The organism is Pseudomonas sp. BF-RE-21 (assembly GCF_019947305.1).
Lineage (GTDB): Bacteria > Pseudomonadota > Gammaproteobacteria > Pseudomonadales > Pseudomonadaceae > Aquipseudomonas > Aquipseudomonas migulae.
In genome coordinates this window covers 55,271-73,209 of record NZ_JAGYGF010000027.1, presented here as the reverse complement: position 1 = coordinate 73,209, position 17,939 = coordinate 55,271, and the positions used below count along the sequence as shown (strand labels likewise).

Annotated in this window: 17 protein-coding genes; 5 read left to right on the top strand and 12 right to left on the bottom strand. The window is 60.5% G+C overall.

Annotated features, from left to right (window positions below):
• Positions 1 to 51: 51 nt before the first annotated feature.
• The 4 genes from KGB25_RS18255 to KGB25_RS18240 form a co-directional block, all read right to left on the bottom strand.
• Positions 52 to 1,068, bottom strand: a complete 1,017-nt coding sequence (locus KGB25_RS18255) for an alpha/beta hydrolase (RefSeq protein WP_008031407.1) — start codon at positions 1,066 to 1,068, stop codon at positions 52 to 54.
• A 32-nt stretch (positions 1,069 to 1,100) separates the two neighbouring features.
• The gene (locus KGB25_RS18250) at positions 1,101 to 1,520 is read right to left on the bottom strand and encodes an organic hydroperoxide resistance protein (protein WP_008031409.1); all 420 of its coding nucleotides are present in this window, start codon (positions 1,518 to 1,520) and stop codon (positions 1,101 to 1,103) included.
• A gap of 317 nt (positions 1,521 to 1,837) precedes the next feature.
• Positions 1,838 to 2,299, bottom strand: coding sequence for a MarR family winged helix-turn-helix transcriptional regulator (locus tag KGB25_RS18245; RefSeq protein WP_008031411.1), 462 nt, complete (start codon positions 2,297 to 2,299; stop codon positions 1,838 to 1,840).
• A 69-nt stretch (positions 2,300 to 2,368) separates the two neighbouring features.
• Entirely contained in the window at positions 2,369 to 3,325 is a 957-nt protein-coding gene (locus KGB25_RS18240; protein WP_223436126.1) for a LysR family transcriptional regulator, read from the bottom strand.
• A gap of 110 nt (positions 3,326 to 3,435) precedes the next feature.
• Here KGB25_RS18240 and KGB25_RS18235 point away from each other — a divergent pair, with 110 nt between their 5' ends.
• Complete coding sequence (locus KGB25_RS18235; protein WP_032832543.1) at positions 3,436 to 4,185, top strand: sulfite exporter TauE/SafE family protein; 750 nt, start codon at positions 3,436 to 3,438, stop codon at positions 4,183 to 4,185.
• Here KGB25_RS18235 and KGB25_RS18230 read toward each other — a convergent pair.
• Positions 4,175 to 5,029 carry a LysR substrate-binding domain-containing protein gene (locus KGB25_RS18230; RefSeq protein ID WP_008031417.1) on the bottom strand — a complete coding sequence of 285 codons (855 nt, stop codon included), beginning with the start codon at positions 5,027 to 5,029 and terminating at the stop codon, positions 4,175 to 4,177. The two genes, KGB25_RS18235 and KGB25_RS18230, sit on opposite strands and share 11 nt — an antisense overlap.
• A 96-nt stretch (positions 5,030 to 5,125) precedes the next feature.
• Between KGB25_RS18230 and KGB25_RS18225 the strand changes: the two genes are divergently transcribed.
• Positions 5,126 to 5,341, top strand: a complete 216-nt coding sequence (locus tag KGB25_RS18225) for a DUF1127 domain-containing protein (protein WP_008031420.1) — start codon at positions 5,126 to 5,128, stop codon at positions 5,339 to 5,341.
• A 64-nt stretch (positions 5,342 to 5,405) separates the two neighbouring features.
• On the top strand, positions 5,406 to 6,635 hold the full coding sequence (locus KGB25_RS18220) for a winged helix-turn-helix domain-containing protein (RefSeq protein ID WP_223436124.1): 1,230 nt from the start codon (positions 5,406 to 5,408) through the stop codon (positions 6,633 to 6,635).
• 84 nt (positions 6,636 to 6,719) lie between these two features.
• Here the strand turns inward: KGB25_RS18220 and KGB25_RS18215 are convergent, their stop codons facing one another.
• Positions 6,720 to 8,066, bottom strand: a complete 1,347-nt coding sequence (locus tag KGB25_RS18215; RefSeq protein WP_008031425.1) for a class II 3-deoxy-7-phosphoheptulonate synthase — start codon at positions 8,064 to 8,066, stop codon at positions 6,720 to 6,722.
• Positions 8,067 to 8,215: 149 nt separating this feature from the next.
• Between KGB25_RS18215 and KGB25_RS18210 the strand changes: the two genes are divergently transcribed.
• A complete protein-coding gene (locus KGB25_RS18210; RefSeq protein ID WP_008040534.1) occupies positions 8,216 to 8,971 on the top strand; it encodes a spermidine synthase in 756 nt (251 codons plus the stop codon).
• Between the two features lie 126 nt (positions 8,972 to 9,097).
• On the opposite strand, the gene KGB25_RS18205 is transcribed toward KGB25_RS18210, so the two are convergent.
• Entirely contained in the window at positions 9,098 to 9,889 is a 792-nt protein-coding gene (locus KGB25_RS18205; protein WP_008040535.1) for a crotonase/enoyl-CoA hydratase family protein, read from the bottom strand.
• A 432-nt stretch (positions 9,890 to 10,321) separates the two neighbouring features.
• Between KGB25_RS18205 and KGB25_RS18200 the strand changes: the two genes are divergently transcribed.
• Positions 10,322 to 11,995, top strand: a complete 1,674-nt coding sequence (locus KGB25_RS18200) for a DEAD/DEAH box helicase (RefSeq protein WP_008031432.1) — start codon at positions 10,322 to 10,324, stop codon at positions 11,993 to 11,995.
• 222 nt (positions 11,996 to 12,217) lie between these two features.
• Here KGB25_RS18200 and KGB25_RS18195 read toward each other — a convergent pair whose 3' ends face one another.
• The 5 genes from KGB25_RS18195 to KGB25_RS18175 all read right to left on the bottom strand — a co-directional run bounded on the left by KGB25_RS18195 (position 12,218) and on the right by KGB25_RS18175 (position 17,796).
• Entirely contained in the window at positions 12,218 to 14,374 is a 2,157-nt protein-coding gene (locus KGB25_RS18195; protein ID WP_223436122.1) for a mechanosensitive ion channel family protein, read from the bottom strand.
• 78 nt (positions 14,375 to 14,452) lie between these two features.
• Positions 14,453 to 14,620, bottom strand: a complete 168-nt coding sequence (locus tag KGB25_RS18190; RefSeq protein WP_162130712.1) for a hypothetical protein — start codon at positions 14,618 to 14,620, stop codon at positions 14,453 to 14,455.
• Positions 14,621 to 14,769: 149 nt separating this feature from the next.
• On the bottom strand, positions 14,770 to 16,059 hold the full coding sequence (locus tag KGB25_RS18185; RefSeq protein ID WP_008040545.1) for a M18 family aminopeptidase: 1,290 nt from the start codon (positions 16,057 to 16,059) through the stop codon (positions 14,770 to 14,772).
• A gap of 106 nt (positions 16,060 to 16,165) precedes the next feature.
• Positions 16,166 to 17,008 (bottom strand): hypothetical protein, encoded by an 843-nt coding sequence (locus tag KGB25_RS18180; protein WP_223436121.1) that lies wholly within the window; start codon positions 17,006 to 17,008, stop codon positions 16,166 to 16,168.
• A gap of 152 nt (positions 17,009 to 17,160) precedes the next feature.
• Positions 17,161 to 17,796, bottom strand: coding sequence for an RluA family pseudouridine synthase (locus KGB25_RS18175; protein WP_008031443.1), 636 nt, complete (start codon positions 17,794 to 17,796; stop codon positions 17,161 to 17,163).
• Between the last annotated feature and the right edge of the window lie 143 nt (positions 17,797 to 17,939).

Genomic DNA, 17,939 nt, shown 5'->3' with positions numbered 1-17,939 from the left:
ATCTTGAGGACGCCATCGCCGGCAAGCCGGCTCCTACAGGGGGGGGCGGTGTTACTTCTTCAGGTGTTGCTTCAGTTCTTCGGACGCTTGCAGCATTGCGGAGCGAACCGCCGGCACCTGGCTCACCACATTCAGCAAACCATAATCGTGAATCATGCCGTTGTAACGCACCGCCGTGACCGGCACACCGGCCTCATCCAGTTTGCGCGCATAGGCTTCACCCTCATCGCGCAGCACATCAGCCCCGGCCGTCTGCACCAGCGCAGGTGGCAAGCCCTTGAGTTGTGCGGTGGTCGCCCGCAGCGGTGAAGCGTAGATCTCGTTACGTTGCTTGGCGTCGGTGGTGTAGTTGTCCCAGAACCACTTCATCATGTTTTTAGTGAGGAAGTGCCCTTCGGCAAACTGGTTGTAAGACGCCGTTTCAAAGCTCGCATCGGTCACCGGCCACAACAGCACCTGGAACTTGATCGCCGGGGTGCCTTTGTCTTTGGCCATCAGCGCAACCACGGCCGCCATGTTGCCACCGACACTGTTACCGGCCACGGCCAGTCGCTTGCCATCGACGTTGATCTCTTTGCCGTGCTCGGCCACCCATTTAGTGGCCGCGTAAGCCTGGTTGATCGCCACCGGGTAATGCGCTTCCGGCGAAGGGGTGTAGTTGACGAACACCGCCGCTGCCCCCGAACCCGTGACCAGATCCCGAACCAGCCGCTCGTGGGTCGGGAAGTCCCCCAGCACCCAGCCGCCGCCGTGGAAGAACATGAACACCGGCAGCTCGCCTTTGACCCCGGCCGGCCGGACGATGGTCAGGCTGAGCGGTTGGCCGTCGACTTGAATGGTCTTCTGGCTGACGTCCGCTTTTGGCAGCGTCAGTTTCACCCCGGCTTGCGCGCCGACCAAAATGGCCCGGGCATCTTTCGGTGAAAGCTGTTCCATCGGTTTGCCGGTGCCGGCATTCAGGACATCGAGGAACGCCTGGGTGTTGTGTTCAACCCCGTCGCCCGCGAATGCGCTGTGGATGGACAGGGCGAGAAGGGTACCGGTCAAGACTTTGCTGAAAGTGTTCATGTTGGTTTCCTGTTCGGTCTTGGAGTCGACGGTTAGACAGTCACGTGCAGGCGCACTTCGACGTTGCCGCGGGTGGCGTTGGAGTACGGGCAGACCTGGTGGGCCGCGTCGACCAGGGTTTGCGCATCGGCTTGTTCAAGACCCGGCAGGCTGATGTGCAGGTCGATGTCCAGACCGAAGCCGCCAGGAATCTGGCCGATGCCGACGTGGGCAGTGATCGAGGCGTCGGCCGGGATGCTGCGTTTGGTCTGGCTGGCAACGAATTTCAGCGCGCCGATGAAGCAGGCCGAGTAACCGGCAGCGAACAGTTGTTCCGGGTTGGTGGCCGCGCCGCCAGCACCGCCGAGTTCTTTCGGGGTCGCGAGTTTGACGTCGAGGATGTTGTCGCTGGAAACCGCACGACCGTCACGGCCGCCAGTGGAGGTTGCGATTGCGGTGTAGAGAGTTTGCATGATGTAGGCCTCGTTTCAGGTTTGGATGATTTGCGCTAAATGTTTGTGCGCTAAGTAAGTGCGAGATGAATGTATCGCGCTAATATTTAGCGCGCAAGATAAATTTTTAAAAAAGTTTCCCTGAAAGCATGCGCAGGGTATGCATTCGGCGGGGAGAGGCTTGATGTAGAGGCTTTGGTGTGGGAGTAACAGGCAGGAATTTTTTTGTGGCGTCGAGGATGCTTTCGCGGGCAAGCCTCGCTCCTACAGACCGCACATGACCTGTAGGAGCGAGGCTTGCCCGCGAAGAACGATAACGCGATCTATCAGGTGATCGCTTAAAGGCTGTCCTGCAGATTACTGCGCAGCACTTGCAGCTCCGCTTGCAGTTTTTGCAAGCGCTCAAGCGTCATGCCGCTGGCGCCGAGGATGCACTGGGGCACGCCGCGCGCCTTGTCCCGCAACGCGCGGCCCTGTTCAGTCAGCTCGACAATCACCACTCGCTCGTCCTCGCGGCTGCGAGTGCGGCTGAGCAAGCCTTCGACTTCCAGGCGCTTGAGCAATGGGGTCAACGAGCCGGGATCGGTCAGCAAGCGCGTGCTGATTTCGCCTACGGTCAAACCGTCCCGTTCCCACAACACCATCATCGCCAGGTACTGCGGATAGGTCAGGCCCAGCGCTTGCAGCAGTGGCTTGTAGACCTTGGTCATCAGCAGTGAAGTGGAATGCAGGGCGAAGCAGGCCTGGTTGTCCAGCAGCAGGTCGTCGCAGTTATCCGTGGTGTCGCGTTCGGTGTTCATCTCAAAGCCTTGATCAGTGATCTTCATGAATCTAGCGGGCGAATCTTTAATGCGCCAGATAATTTTGACCTAGTGCCGGTCCAGATTGGTTCGCAGCGCCAGATCCCATGGCGGGACAGGGCTGAAGCGGACTTTCAGGTACTCCAGCAATAAACGACTTCTCGGGTTGGGTTGCTGTTCCAGACGCAACGCATAGATGCCGGTGGTTTCCGGCGGTGGCAGGCCGTGTTCACAGAACAGCGGCAGCAGTTCGCCGCGCAACAGGTATTCGCTGGTCAGCCAGGTCGGCAAGTGCGCGATACCGAGCCCGGCCAGCGCACCGCAGACCAGCGCCTCGGCATTGTTGGCGCTCATGCGGATGCGCCCGGGACGATGCAAATGCATTTCTGCGTTTTGCTCGAAACGCCAGGCATATGGCGGCGCCAGGCCATCCCAGTCGAGGCCGTCGTGATCACTCAACTGCGCCGGGTCGGTCGGCACGCCACGGCGTTGCAGGTATGCGGGGCTGGCGCAGGCGATGCGCACCATGCTCGCCAGCGGCGTGGCCACCAGTCGGGTATCGGCCATTTGCCCGGCACGCAGCACCAGATCGACCTTGCCCAGATTCAAACCCTGCATGTCGACAAAACTGTCGATCAGGTGCAGTTGCACGTCGAGGCCGGGGTACAGCATCAGAAAATCAGCGATCACCGGCGCCAGATGCCGTCGGCCGAACGCGGCCGGCGCGTCGATCCGGATCAAGCCTTCCGGCGCGCTGCTCAGGGACACTGCCTCGGCGCGGGCCAGTTGCAATTCCGCCACGATCCGCCGCGCACGCTCGGCAAACGCCACGCCGGCCGGGGTCGCGCGGACGGCATGGGTGCTGCGAATGAATAACTGGCTGCCGACCGCGCTTTCCAGGCTATCGATGCGCCGCGCCACGGCCGAAGGGGTCAGTGGATGACGGCGAGAGGCGGCGGAAAAGCTGCCGGTTTCCAGCACGTCGAGGAACAGGCCGAGTTGTTCGGTCAATTGATTAGGGTTCATGGCGTATTAATGCTTGTGCGAAGTTGGCACAGCCATTGTGCGTTGCTGTGCGTTTCCCCGCCAGCGCCGACTGCGTAGGATGAATGGCCTGAGATAAAAGGAAATCGGCCGTGATCGAGTTTTTGATGTACCTGGTATTTGGCGCAGCCCTGGGAACCCTCGGCGGCTTGTTTGGCATTGGCGGCGGTCTGATCGCGATTCCGTTGCTCGGCGTGTTGTTCGGTCTTGATCAGCAAATTGCCCAGGGCACCGCGCTGGTGATGGTCGTCCCTAACGTGATGCTGGCGCTATGGCGTTATCACCAGCGCAACAAAATCGAAATGCGTCACGCGCTGCCGCTGGCCTCGATGGGGTTTTGCTTTGCCTGGGCCGGCTCCATCTGGGCGGTGGGCATTGATGCGCAAACCATGCGCATCGGATTTGTCGCCTTCCTGATCGCGCTGTCGGCCTACAACCTGCTGCGAATGTTCTACGCCAATGCGCCGGCTTCTTCGCAGATGAATTACGCCTGGCCATGGCTGGGTGTGCTCGGTGCGGCGTCCGGGACCATGGGCGGATTGTTTGGCGTGGGCGGGGCGGTGGTGGCAACGCCGGTGCTGACCAGCCTGTTCGGCACCAGCCAGGTGGTGGCCCAAGGGTTGTCGCTGGCACTGGCATTACCCAGCACGGGCGTCACGCTGGTCACCTATGCCGTGCATCATCAAGTGGACTGGATGATCGGCGTGCCGTTGGCCGTGGGTGGACTGCTGAGCATCAGTTGGGGCGTGAAGATCGCCCATGCCATGCCGGAGCGCCTCCTGCGCGGGTTGTTCTGTGGCTTCCTGGTGCTGTGCGCGGTGATGCTCGCGTTTAAAGTTTGAAGCCGTCGACGATGTGCTCGGCCAGGCATTCGGTAATCGGTGACGGATTGTGCAGGTTGCGCACCAGCATGATGCTTGCTTCAGGCAGCAAGGGCAGGTCTTCGGCGTCACCGAGAATGCGCATGTCCGGGGTGATCAGGCTTTCCAGTTGTGCGGTGACGGCCAGGCCGGCGCTGACCACCGCCATGATCGCCGACAGGCTCGAGCTGTTGTAGGCAACGCGGTAGTCGCGACCCATTGCGTCCAGCGCATTGCAGGCCCACAGCCTGCAGAAACAATCACTGTTGAACATCGCCAGCGGCAACGGTGTCTGCTCGTGGGCGCTGTAGCATTGTGCCTCGGCCCAGACGAAACGTTCCTTGCGCAGCAACTGGCCGATCTCGTTGCCCGGCTCGCGGGTAACGATGGATAAATCCAGATCCTGGCGTAGCAGCAATTGTTTTGATGATTCGCAGTGCACCTCGATCTGGATCAGCGGATATGACTGGGCGAATCGCCGCAGAATCCCCGGCAGAAAACGCATCACGTAATCGTCCGGCGTGCCGATCCGCACCGTGCCGACCATGTGCGGTTCGCGCAGGGTGTTGAACACCTCGCTGTGCAACTTGAGGATGCGCCGGGCGTAACCCAGCAGCACCTGGCCTTCAGCGGTCAGCCGCACCTGGCGGCCGTCGCGCTGGAACAGTTGGCGCTGCAACACGTCCTCTTCCAGCCGCTTCATTTGCATGCTGACGGCGGATTGCGTGCGGTTGACCAGCTCCCCTGCGCGGGTGAAACCACCCTGATCGGCGATGGCCACAAAGGTGCGCAGCACTTCGGTGTCGATACTTGGGAAGGCGGACATACATCAATCTCCGAGATGTATTGCATAAGAAACATTCGTTGGATTGATCTTAGCTCTGGCGTGACACTTGAGCCATCCCAAACGGAGGGCAACAAGATGAAAGGTCAAAAAGGTTATGTCGAGGTAGAGAAACATTCCATCCACGTCGTCTCGGATTTACTGCACAAGATCAGTCGCTGGTACGAATTGCACCGTGAACGCGAGTTGTTGGCGGGCATGAGCGACGAAGCGTTGAAGGACATCGGGCTCAGTCGTGCGGATGTCGAGCACGAAACCGTCCGCCCATTCTGGGATGACCCGATGCACAAATGAGTAAGCCACAACTACACAAACCGTCTCCCGGTGAGGTAGTTTGCGAGCAGACAAGGAGATGCTCATGCCCGCAACGCTGTCCTTTTCCATCAAACAGGCTCGACGCCTGGCGCTGGCCGCCCAAGGGTTCAACGGGCGCCAGCCGCCAGCGGCGATCAAAGCGGTGCAGCTCAATCGCCTGATCGAGCGGCTGGGCATCTTGCAGATCGATTCGGTCAATGCGTTGGTGCGTTCGCACTACCTTCCTTTGTTTTCCCGCCTCGGCAATTACTCATCCGACTTGCTCGACCAGGCTGCCTGGAGTTCGGGCCGGCGACGCACGCTGTTCGAATACTGGGGTCATGAAGCCTCGTTGCTGCCGCTGTCGATGTACCCGTTGATGCGCTGGCGCATGCAGCGCGCGAGTCGTGGCGAAGATATCTATCAGCAACTGGCACGTTTCGGGCGTGAGCAACAGGACACTGTCCGGCGGGTGCTGGCCTCGGTTGAAGAGCTCGGCGCACTGGGCGCCGGCAGCCTTTCGACCCGTCAGGAGCGGGCAGGGCCGTGGTGGGACTGGAGCGCGGAAAAGCATGCGCTGGAATGGTTGTTCGCCGCCGGGGAAGTGACCGTGGCCGGGCGGCGAGGGTTCGAGCGGCTCTATGATTTGCCCGAGCGGGTGATTCCTGCGGCGATTCTGCAGCAGCCGTTGCTCGCGGAGGACGAGGCCCAGCGCGGGCTGCTGTTGCACGCCGCGAATGCCTTGGGTGTGGCGACGGAAAAGGACCTGCGCGATTACTTCCGGCTCAGCCCGGGTGATGCGCGTCCGCGCCTTGCGGAATTGGTGGAGGCCGGGGAGCTGCTGAGCTGTGAAGTGCAGGGCTGGCGGCAACCGGGCTTTTGTTTGCCAGAGCCGAAAGTGCCGCGCAAGGTCGAGGCCAGTGCTTTGCTGTCACCCTTCGATTCGCTGATCTGGGAGCGCAGTCGTACCGAGCGTTTGTTCGATTTTCGCTATCGGCTGGAGATTTATACGCCGCCGGACAAGCGGGTCTACGGCTATTACGTGTTGCCGTTTTTATACAACGAGCGGATTGCTGCGCGGGTGGATTTGCGTGCGGAGCGGGCGTTGGGGCGGTTGGCGGTGCATGCCGTGCATGAGGAAGAGCCGGGGCTGGATGAGGAAGGGATGCTGGCGTTGGCGGTGAATTTGCGGCGAATGGCGGATTGGCTGGGGTTGGAGCGGGTGCAGTTGAATTGCCCGCGGGCGAGTGCGGGGCGGTTGCGGGTGGCATTGGCCAGTATTGGCGGTGATTGAGCTGACGTCTTCGCGGGCAAGCCTCGCTCCTACAGGATGGGGCTTTGTAGGAGCGAGGCTTGCCCGCGAAGGCAGCGACACGGTTTACCGACGGACTTGTTTCAGGGTTTCGGCAATCAAAAACGCCAACTCCAGCGACTGATCCGCATTCATCCGCGGGTCGCAATGGGTGTGATACCGATCCGACAACCCGTCCTCGGTGATCGGTCGCGCACCACCAATGCACTCGGTGACATTCTGCCCGGTCATCTCGATGTGAATGCCGCCGGCATAGGTGCCTTCCGCTTCGTGCACCTGGAAGAACTGCTTCACCTCGCCAAGAATCTGCGCAAAGTCGCGGGTCTTGTAGCCGCTGCTGGCCTTGATGGTGTTGCCGTGCATCGGATCGGAACTCCAAAGCACCTGCTTGCCTTCACGCTGCACCGCGCGGATCAGTTGCGGCAAATGATCGCCAACCTTGTTCGCGCCCATTCGTGCGATCAGGTTCAAGCGACCTGGATCGTTGTCCGGGTTGAGCACGTCGATCAGGCGAATCAAGTCTTCCGGGTTCATGCTCGGGCCGACCTTGACCCCGATCGGGTTGTTCACCCCGCGCAGGAATTCGACATGAGCGCCGTCGAGCTGACGGGTGCGGTCGCCGATCCACAACATGTGCGCCGAGCAATCGTAGTAATCGTTGGTCAGGCTGTCGCGACGCACGAAGGCTTCCTCGTAGTTCAGCAGCAGCGCTTCGTGGGCGGTGAAGAAACTGGTTTCGCGCAGTTGTGGCGAGCTGTCCATGCCGCAGGCGCGCATGAACGCCAGGGTTTCATCGATGCGATCGGCGAGGTGGCTGTATTTTTCCGCCAGCGCCGAGTTGGCGATGAAGTCCAGGTTCCATTTGTGCACCTGATGCAGGTCGGCAAAGCCGCCTTGGGCGAAGGCGCGCAGCAGGTTCAGGGTCGCGGTGGACTGGTGATAGGACTGGAGCAGACGCTCCGGGTCCGGCACACGGCTTTTTTCGTCGAAGCCGATGCCGTTGACGATGTCGCCACGGTAGGCGGGCAGGGTCACGCCGTCGATGGTTTCGTCGTTGGCCGAACGCGGTTTGGCGAACTGACCGGCCATGCGCCCGACCTTGACCACCGGGCAGCCCGCGGCGAAGGTCATGACGATGGCCATTTGCAGCAGCACTTTGAAGGTGTCGCGGATTTTCGCGGCAGAGAACTCGGCGAAGCTTTCGGCGCAATCGCCGCCCTGCAACAGAAATGCGCGGCCCTGGGTCACTTCGGCAAACTGACGTCGCAACTCCCGGGCTTCACCGGCAAACACCAGCGGCGGATAACTCGCCAGGGTTTGCTCGACGTGCAGCAAATGCGCCGCGTCGGGGTAGTGGGGTTGTTGCTGGATCGGCAGGGCGCGCCAGCTGTCAGGGCTCCAGGGTTGGCTCATCACGGTCTCGGTTGTTTTACGCTCGGACGTTCATGTTATCAGCAAATTAGTGCGTGACCTGTTCCCGTCGCTTCGCGGACAATCGCGCTTTTGCCGCCTGATGTTGCGGTGCATTGCGTTGCCGGGCCCGGTGACGATCTGGAGACGAAATGACTGAGGAGCGCGTCGAGCATCTGCTCGCCGAGGTACAGGACGAGTTCGGCGTGATTCGCGTGCTGGAAGTGGCCGATTACCGTTTTCTCGAGTTCGGTGATGCCATCGAACAGAGCTGCGTGTTCACTGCCGACCCGAGCTGGCTCGAATACGATTACACCCGTGCCATGCTGATCGGCGCGTTGTGCCACGAGCAACCGGAAAGCGCGCTGTTCCTCGGCCTCGGTGCCGGCACGCTGACTCAGGCTTGCCTGAAGTTCTTGCCGCTGGAAGATGTCGAAGCCATCGAGCTGCGGCCCGACGTGCCGCGCCTGGCCATCGAATACCTGGGGCTGGATGACGACCCGCGGCTGTACATCCGTGTCGGCGATGCGCTGGAACTGCTCGATACCGCCGAGCCGGCCGACCTGATTTTTGTCGACCTTTATACCGATGTCGGGCCGGGCGTCGGGCATCTGGCCTGGAGCTTTCTGGAAAATTGTCAGAAACGCCTGAATCCGGGTGGCTGGCTGGTGATCAACCAGTGGGCCACCGACGATGGCAAACCGTTGGGCGCGGCGCTGTTGCGTGGGCTCTATCACCGGCATTACTGGGAGTTGCCGGTGAAGGAGGGCAATGTGATTCTGCTCGTGCCGTCGGAGCTGGATCAGGAACTGGACATGGATGGGTTGGTTGCGCGGGCCGAAGGGCTGGCGCCACGGTTGGGGTATTCGTTGCAGTCGTTGATCAAGGCGATTCGCCCGGCTACTTGATTCGGCGCCTGTGATGGCCCTTTCGCGGGCAAGTCGAATCGTCGCACCGCTCGCTCCTACAGGTTGCATACGACCTTGTAGGAGCGAGGCTTGCCCGCGAAGGCAATATCCGCCTCGCCACAAACCTCAAACCCCTTTGAAAATGCCGGGCCGCTTCTCAACCATCGACCGCACGCCTTCCTTCGCATCCTCACTCGCCAACAAACTCTTCACCAGCGGCGGCAACCCCAGCGCAGCGGCTGTTTCGCCCTCATAACGCGCCTGTCGCGCCGACATCAACGTCGCCTGTACCCCCAGCGGCGCCTGCCGGGCAATCCGCTCCGCCAGCTCAATCGCCCGGGGCAGCAAATCCTCGCTGGCCATGACTTCCTGCACCAACCCCAGATGCAACGCGTCATGCGCATCGAATTCATCCCCGGTCAGCAACCAGCGCATCGCATTGCCCCAGCCGGCGACTTGATGCAGGCGCAATGTGGCCCCGCCGAACGGGAAAATCCCGCGCTGCACTTCTTTCTGGGCAAACCGGGTGTTACTGGCGCAGAGGTTGATGTCGGCGGCGAGCATCAGCTCGATACCGATGGTCAGGCAATAACCTTGCGCGGCGACGATCACCGGTTTGCTGACTCGCGGACCCGCGAACACGCCCCACGGATCGCAACCGCCGGGCGGTGCCTGCCAGCCCTCGGCCAGGGCCGAACTGGCGCTGACCAGATCAAGCCCGGCGGTGAAATGCTCGCCATGGCCGAACACCACCGCCACCCGCGCTTCGCTGTCAGCCTCGAACTCACCGTAGGCCAGGCTGAGTGCGTTGAGCAGGTCGAGGTCGAAGGCATTGCGCTTGGCCACCCGATCCAGGCCGATCAACAGGACATGGCCGCGCCTTTCGCAGGTCACACGGCTGGTAACAGGTTGATTCATCGAACAATTCCTCGGGCGGGAAGGGGTTTGAAGGGGTAGGCGAGGCCGCAGGTCCGAGTCACAACGGTGAACCGTTTTAGCGCCATCCCCAGCAGGGCCGGGCCTTTGAAAAATAGACCGTCGCACGATTATCCGCAAAGCCTGTGACACAACGGTGTATCCGTCAGTTTTCCGACAAATAATGCTCCCTTTTTGGGCGAATTCCGGTATAGTGCGCGCCGGCCTTTAACCGGGCCGCGTTTAGGTAGCGCAATTCCCCGAAGTCAGCTTCGGCTGCACGTCCGCACAGCGGACTCTCCCTTGACGAATCTTTTTCATTCATTCGTTTTCGCAAATCCCCGCCGACAAAGCAGCCAGGGCGACTCTTGAGTCTTACACGGCATGCGCAGCTTTGGAGCATGGGTCTTTGCGGATGCACTTAGAGGCAGACCCATGACCCAGGAAACCGGCGGCTTCGCCGCTTTTAATCTTAATCCGAATATCCTTGCAGCCGTCATTGCGACTGGCTACGAAGAGCCTTCGGCTATTCAGCAGCAATCGATCCCGATCATCATGGCCGGCCAGGACATGATTGGTCAGGCGCAAACCGGTACGGGTAAAACCGCTGCGTTCGCCCTGCCTATCCTGCACTGCATCGATCCTGCCAAGCGCGAGCCGCAAGCCCTGATCCTGGCGCCAACCCGTGAGTTGGCGCTGCAAGTAGCAACCGCTTTCGAAACCTACGCCAAGCAAATGCCAGGCGTTACCGTTGTGGCCGTTTACGGCGGCGCCCCTATGGGTCCACAACTGAAAGCAATCCGTAATGGCGCACAGATCGTTGTCGCCACTCCGGGCCGTCTGTGCGACCACCTGCGTCGCGACGAAAAAGTCCTGTCGACCGTGAACCACCTGGTTCTCGACGAAGCCGACGAAATGCTCAAACTGGGTTTCATGGACGACCTCGAAGTCATCTTCAAGGCGCTGCCTCCAACCCGTCAGACCGTATTGTTCTCGGCTACCCTGCCGCAGTCGATCCGTGCCATTGCCGAACGCCACCTGCGCGATCCGCAACACGTGAAGATCCAGACCAAGACTCAGACCGTTACCGCGATCGAACAGGCTCACCTGTTGGTTCACGCTGACCAGAAGACCTCGGCTGTATTGAGCCTGCTGGAAGTCGAAGACTTCGACGCCCTGATCATGTTCGTGCGCACCAAGCAAGCGACCCTGGACCTGGCCAGCGCCCTGGAAGCCAAAGGCTACAAAGCCGCTGCGCTGAACGGTGACATTGCCCAGAACCAGCGTGAGCGCGTGATCGACTCCCTCAAGGATGGCCGTCTGGACATCGTTGTGGCGACCGACGTTGCCGCTCGTGGCCTGGACGTTCCGCGCATCACTCACGTGTTCAACGTTGACATGCCGTACGATCCGGAATCCTACGTCCACCGTATCGGCCGTACTGGCCGTGCCGGTCGCGAAGGTCGTGCACTGCTGCTGGTGACTCCGCGTGAGCGCCGCATGCTGCAAGTGATCGAGCGTGTAACCGGTCAGAAAGTTGCCGAAGTTCGCCTGCCGGACGCTCAGGCTGTTCTCGATGCCCGCATCAAGAAACTGACCAACAGCCTGTCGCCGCTGGTTGGTGATGCCGAATCGACTCACGGTGATCTGCTGGATCGCCTGACTGCCGATATCGGTTGCACGCCGCGTGCACTGGCTGCTGCCCTGCTGCGCAAGGCGACCAACGCTCAGGCGCTGACCCTGGCTGCAATCGAGAAAGAACGTCCACTGGTGCCGAACAACGCACCGCGTGGCGATCGTCCAGAGCGCACCGGTGATCGTCCGGACCGTGGTGATCGTGAGCGTCGTGCTCCGGTTCCATTGGCCGAAGGTCGTGCCCGTTGCCGTACCGCGCTGGGCGCGCGTGACGGTATCGCGGCGAAAAACCTGCTGGGCGCCATCCTCAACGAAGGTGGTCTGGCGCGTGAAGCCATCGGTCGCATCCAGGTGCGTGACAGCTTCAGCCTCGTCGAGCTGCCGGAAGATGGTCTGGAGCGTCTGCTGACCAAGCTGAAGGACACTCGCGTTGCCGGTAAGCAGTTGAAGCTGCGTCGCTATCGCGAAGATTGATCCGCCCCCGGGCTGATTGATCGAACATAAAAAATCCCCGACTGGTTCGGGGATTTTTTTATGCCTGCGATTTGTTAAATACCGCCGGTCTTGCGATTGGCTGCAGATCCTGTGGGAGCGAGCCTGCTCGCGATGGTCGTGAACGATTACGTGTGCTGTCTGAATGAGCGCGGTGCCTGTGCGTCCATCGCGAGCAGGCTCGCTCCCACAGGTGGCCAAGGGTTAATCGGCTATTGGGCCGCCACCCGCCGTGACCACTTGCACACTCATGCGCGGTGTCGCCAGATCAAGCCCGGCTTCATCCAGGTGTCGTTTCAAGGACAGGTTGAACACCCGGGAAACTTCCCACTGCTTGATCGGTGCGGTCTTGAAGCGGGCCCGCAGAATCGCGTTGCCTGACTCGAAACTCTCGACCCCTTGAATCTCCAGCGGCGACCAGATATTCCGCCGTTGCAGTGGATCGGCGCGCATCTTCTGGCCGACGTCGCGCATCAGTTTGATCGCGTTATCGATGTCCATGTTCGAGGGGATCGCCACGCGAAAGATCGCGTAGCCGAACTCTCGCGAGTAGTTCTTGATGCTTTTGATTTCACTGAACGGGATGGTGTGGACGATGCCGTCGATGTCCCGCAGGCGCACGGTACGAATGGTCAGGCCTTCGACAGTGCCGAGGTGGCCGCCGACATCCACGTAGTCGTCGATGGCCAGGGAGTCCTCGATGATGATGAACAGCCCGGTGATCAGGTCCGCGACCAACGATTGTGCGCCGAAACCGATGGCCAGGCCGATCACGCCGGCACCGGCCAGCAGTGGCGTGACGTTCATGCCCATGTTCGCCAGGGCGACGATCAGCGCAACGATGAAAATCGCCACGAACAGTACGTTGCGGATCAGCGGCATCATCGTCTGCGCACGGGCGTTGGCCTGGCCTTTACGCGAGCGGGTGAGGGCGTGGTGCACGGCGGTGTCGCTGAGGATCCAGATCAGCCAGGCAAAAATCAGTGTGCCGCCGAGGCTGAACAGTTTGACGCTGACTTCATGGCCTTCGCCTTCGGTGAACGCAATCAGCGACATGCCCCAGACCCGCAGGCCAAGTTCGATGAACGCCAGCCACACCAGCAAGTGGGCGAGGGTATAGAAGAAGCTTTTCAGGCGTTCGGAATACAGTGCATGGCGCTTCACGCCACGTTGCGGTTTCAGTGCATGCCGGCGTACCAGTCCGTTGATGACCATGCACAACACCAGCAGCACGGTGCAGATCAGCGACTGGCGCAACGCGGTGCTGGTGTCGCCGGCGGAAACGAACGTGGCGAACAGCGAAATCGCCACCAGCACCAGCGCTGGCATGTACCAGAAAGTGCCGAGAATTTCGATGGTGTCGCTGAGCGCGCGGCGGGTCAGGCGCCGTGACAGCGGTTGGTTGCGGATCAAGTGGGCGATGGGGCGTCGGAAGCGCAGGATGAACAGCCCGGTAGACAGCGCGGCCAGCACGTTGGCGATGGTGGCGGCGGTGTGCGCCAAATGGCTGCCGAGGCTGGCGACCAGTCGCGGGTCGTTCAAGGCTTCGCCGAACGCGGCAAAACTGCCGATCAGCCACAGCGGCCGAAAGGCCTGATGCCGCAGGATGTACAAGGCGCGGTGGCGGTGTGGCCCGTCGAGCAAGGAAAAGGCAATCACGCAGATCGCCGAAAAACACGTGCCGACCACCAGCGCATAGGCCAGCACCATCGCCAGGCTTTTGCCCAATGACGAGGGCAGGGCGTAGGTCATGTAGACGGTCATCACCAGGGCGATCAGCCAAGGGCCGAGTTTGCGCAGGGCAAAGCGCAACATGTCGAGGGCCTTGGGGTGCTGCGGCAATTCTTCGGTCAGGCCAAAGCGCATCCGTACCCGGTGACCGAGCCAGATCAGCGCGGCGGCCAGCAGGCTCCAGACCATCAAAATCATGGCGAAGCCAAAGATGATCGGCAGCCATTCATTGGCCGGCAACACCAACCCCGCCAGTTCTTCCTTGGCCAGATCAAACTCGTCGGACCAGCGTGTGAGCGGGCTGTCAGCGCCGGAGAATTGTTTTTCAAAATTGGCCAGCGTGCCGCCAATCAGGCCCAACACGCCTTCTTCAGCAGCCGGTTGGGCTTTTTTGGTGGCGTCGCGCAGCTTCTTCAGGTCGGCCAGCAATTTGCTGCGTTGCTGATCGTTCTCCAGTGACTTGATGACTTCGTCGAGGGATTGCCCGAGGGGTTCTTGTGCCTCGGGCTGGGTTTTCGCCGAGCTGTTGAGCAAGCTCGGTAAACCGACGGCCTGGGCCGGCATGATCGGCAGCAGCGCCATCAGGCAGACGAGGAAAAGGCTGGGCAGGGCAAAAAGACGAGCGAACACTAGGCGGTCAACCTTGAAAGGAGCAGGTCGACCGAGTGTACGAGCCCGCCAAAATCAATGCGAGCCGAGGGCGAGGATTTATTCGTTGAGTTTGGCGAGGATCTTGAAGACCACGGTAGCGAGGATGGTCAGCATGCCGATCCACATCGCGAACACGCCGGCATTCTTGTCGCGGAAGTTGAAGCCGATCGCCAGCAGGATCATCCCGGCAAGAATCGGGATCAGCATGGCGTGAAATGAAGACATCGAGATCATGAGCGACTGCCTTGTCGGAAGGGATACTTAAAGTCTAGGTGGGTTTTGGGTTTCGAGCATAGAGCACCTGTAGGAGCACGGCTTGCCGGCGATGGCGATTTCGAGGGCGCCTTCGCCGGCAAGCCTGGCTCCTACAGGTTTTATGGCAATTCCTGGCTGGCGTAGAACGCGCTAAGCACTTTCACGAGGTGCGCCAGATCATGACTGCCGCACAGTTCGCGGATCGAGTGCATGGCGAACGTCGGCAGGCCGATGTCGACGGTGCGCACGCCTAGGTGGCTGGCGGTGATCGGGCCGATGGTCGAGCCGCAGCCCATGTCGCTGCGCACCACGAAGCTTTGCACCGGCACTTCTTCGGCCATGCATAGATGGCGGAAGAACCCGGCGGTTTCGCTGTTGGTGGCGTAACGCTGGTTGCTGTTGACCTTGATCACCGGGCCGGCGTTGAGTTTCGGGCCGTGGTTGGCGTCGTGCTTGTCGGCGTAGTTGGGGTGTACGCCGTGGGCATTGTCGGCCGAGACCAGCAGGGATTTCTGAATGGTGCGTACGAATTCATCACCTTCGGGCAACAAACGACGCAGCGTCTGCTCCAGCATCGGGCCGTCAGCGCCACAGGCCGAGCAGGAGCCGACTTCTTCGTGGTCATTGGCGACCAGTACGCAGGTTTCGTCGGTTTCAGCCGTCAGCAACGCTTGCAGGCCGGCGTAGCAGGACAGCAGGTTGTCGAGGCGCGCGCCGGCGATGAAGTCGCCATGCAGGCCGATGACCGCAGCGCTCTGGGTATCGTAGAAGCTCAACTCGTAGTCGAGCACCACGTCGGCGTTCAGGCCATGCTCAAGAGCAAGTTGATTGGTGAGCACTGCGCGGAAGTCCACGCGCTCGTCACCGGCGAACTGCGCGAGGATCGGCGGCAATTCGGTCTGGGCGTTGATCGCCCAACCCATGTTGGCTTCACGATTGAGGTGAATGGCCAGGTTTGGAATGATCGCGATCGGTGTCTTGAAGTCGATCAACTGGCTCTCGACCTTGCCGTCGCGGCGGAAGGTCACGCGGCCCGCCAGGGACAGGTCGCGGTCGAACCACGGAGCCAGCAGCGCGCCGCCATACACTTCGACACCCAGCTGCCAGAAACCCTGGCGTTGCAGTTCCGGCTGGGGTTTGACTCGCAGGCACGGGCTGTCGGTATGGGCGCCGACCAAGCGGATACCGCCATGCAGGGGGGAGTGACGGCCCATTTTGACGGCGACAATCGAAGAGTCGTTACGGGTGACGTAGTAGCGGCCGTTGGCTTCGGTGGTCCAGGGCTCGCGTTCGTCGAGACGCTGATAACCCGCCGCTTCCAGGCGCTGAACAAGGCTGGCGGTGGCATGAAACGGGGTAGGGGAGGCCTTGAGGAAATCGATCAGGCCTTGGTTCAACTCTTCGCGCATAAGTAGCTCCAGACAGCAATGGCGCAAGTTTACCGTATTGGCTCACGGCATTGCAGACACAATGCCGTCCGTCGCGCGACGTTTGTCGGTGGGTCTGATTTGCGCGTCAGCCTGTGATCAGAAGTCCGCTGAGGAACACTTCACGGCGTTGCTTGCGACCCACGTATTCATGCTTGCTCGCGACATACACCGGGTTGAACTTTTTCTTCGAGATGCCAGGGAGTTGTCCTGTGTACGTTTCAACCAGCCGATCATAGTCGGCTTCAGTGATGTGTTTGTAGATTTCCCGGCGATAGAAAAATCCCAGCTGGAAACCCAGGGTTTCGCTTTGATGGGGTGTCTGGCCGGAGAAGCAGTTTTCAAAATCGATGGCTTTGAGCGGTGACAGCGACGATTCGGGGATCATGATGTTGCCGGCCCAGAAATCCATGTGAGTGATGTTCTTCTGGGCAAGGGAGTGGAGCAGGTCGAAAGCATCCAGGATAAATGCTTCCACGTTGCCGGGGTTGCGTTTAAGCCACTGTACGCCGTCAAGATGGTCGTCAAGCAGGCGCGTGATAATGAAATATTCCTGGGTCAGTCCCAGCAGATCCTTGGTGTAGCCAAACCCTTGCAGTGGTGGCATCCGGACGCCACGGCGCTGCGCTTCATGGGTATTGATCAGTTCTTCCAGCGGCCAGTCGAAGCGACCGTTACGCTGTGGTTTGCCAAAGGTTACCCGCACTTTCGCCTTTAACGTATCCAGCGGCTGAACCTTGGCAAATAGAGGGGTGTCACCACTGGCGAGCGGTGCACTCGCACGGGTGAGCTTGCGAGCGCTGCGCTTTTCAATCAGTTGCTCCAGCGCTTGCCGTGCTTCGATGCAAGGCTGTTCACTGAGGTGCAGCGTGGTGTTGGAAAAGTTGAAGGTGATTGGGTAGTCGTTCTGAAGTGTCTTGCAACTGAGCACGGGGCATCCTGCCTGCTATCGTAGTGCCATCATTTTACGTTTCTTTACAAATTTATGACAATATTTTAACGCCATTTTTACGACGGGTAATTTGTTTCAGTAAATGAAAACGCCCTTCAGTTGAAGGGCGTTTTTCATTTCGGCGAGTCTGCTCAAAACGGAGCGGGGCACTCGAAACGCAGGCGTTCACCGGTCTGCGGATGAGTGAAGCTGAGCATGCTCGCGTGCAGGCACAGCCGTGGCCAGGCGGCCAGCGCCTGCTCGTGGGCATAGAGCCCGTCACCCAGCAGCGGGTGGCCGATGGAGAGCATGTGCACGCGCAACTGATGGGAGCGGCCGGTGATTGGCGTCAGTTCAACCCGGCACCAGTCGCCGCATCGTTCCAGCACGCGCCAGAATGTCAGGGCGTTTTTGCCGAACTCGAAATCCACCACATGGCGCGGCTTGGTCGGCGGGTCGTAGCGCAGGGGCAGGTCGATGCTGCCGCTGTCCAGTTCCGGCTGACCCCAGCAAAGTGCGGTGTAGGCCTTTTCGGTTTCACGGTCGTGAAATTGCCGAGACAATTCGCGATGGGTGTCCGGGTCACGGGCCAGCAGAATGATGCCGGAGGTTTCCCAGTCCAGGCGATGGACGATGCGGGCTTCGGGGTAGCCGTTTTCTTGCAGGCGGGTGATCAGGCAATCCTTGTTGTCATCGGCCCGGCCAGGGACGGAAAGCAACAGGGTCGGTTTATTCACCACCAGTACGGCGGCGTCCTGATGAATGATGTGGACGTTGGACAGCGGCATTAAACAGCCTCGTAACAAACGCCAACGGCGACTCAGGCTTTCAAGGCTCTTGTAGGATCGAAGCTTGCTCGCGAAGGTGTGTCAGCAACGTTAATGTCGACTGACACACCTTCGCGAGCAAGCTTCGCTCCTACAAGGAGCTG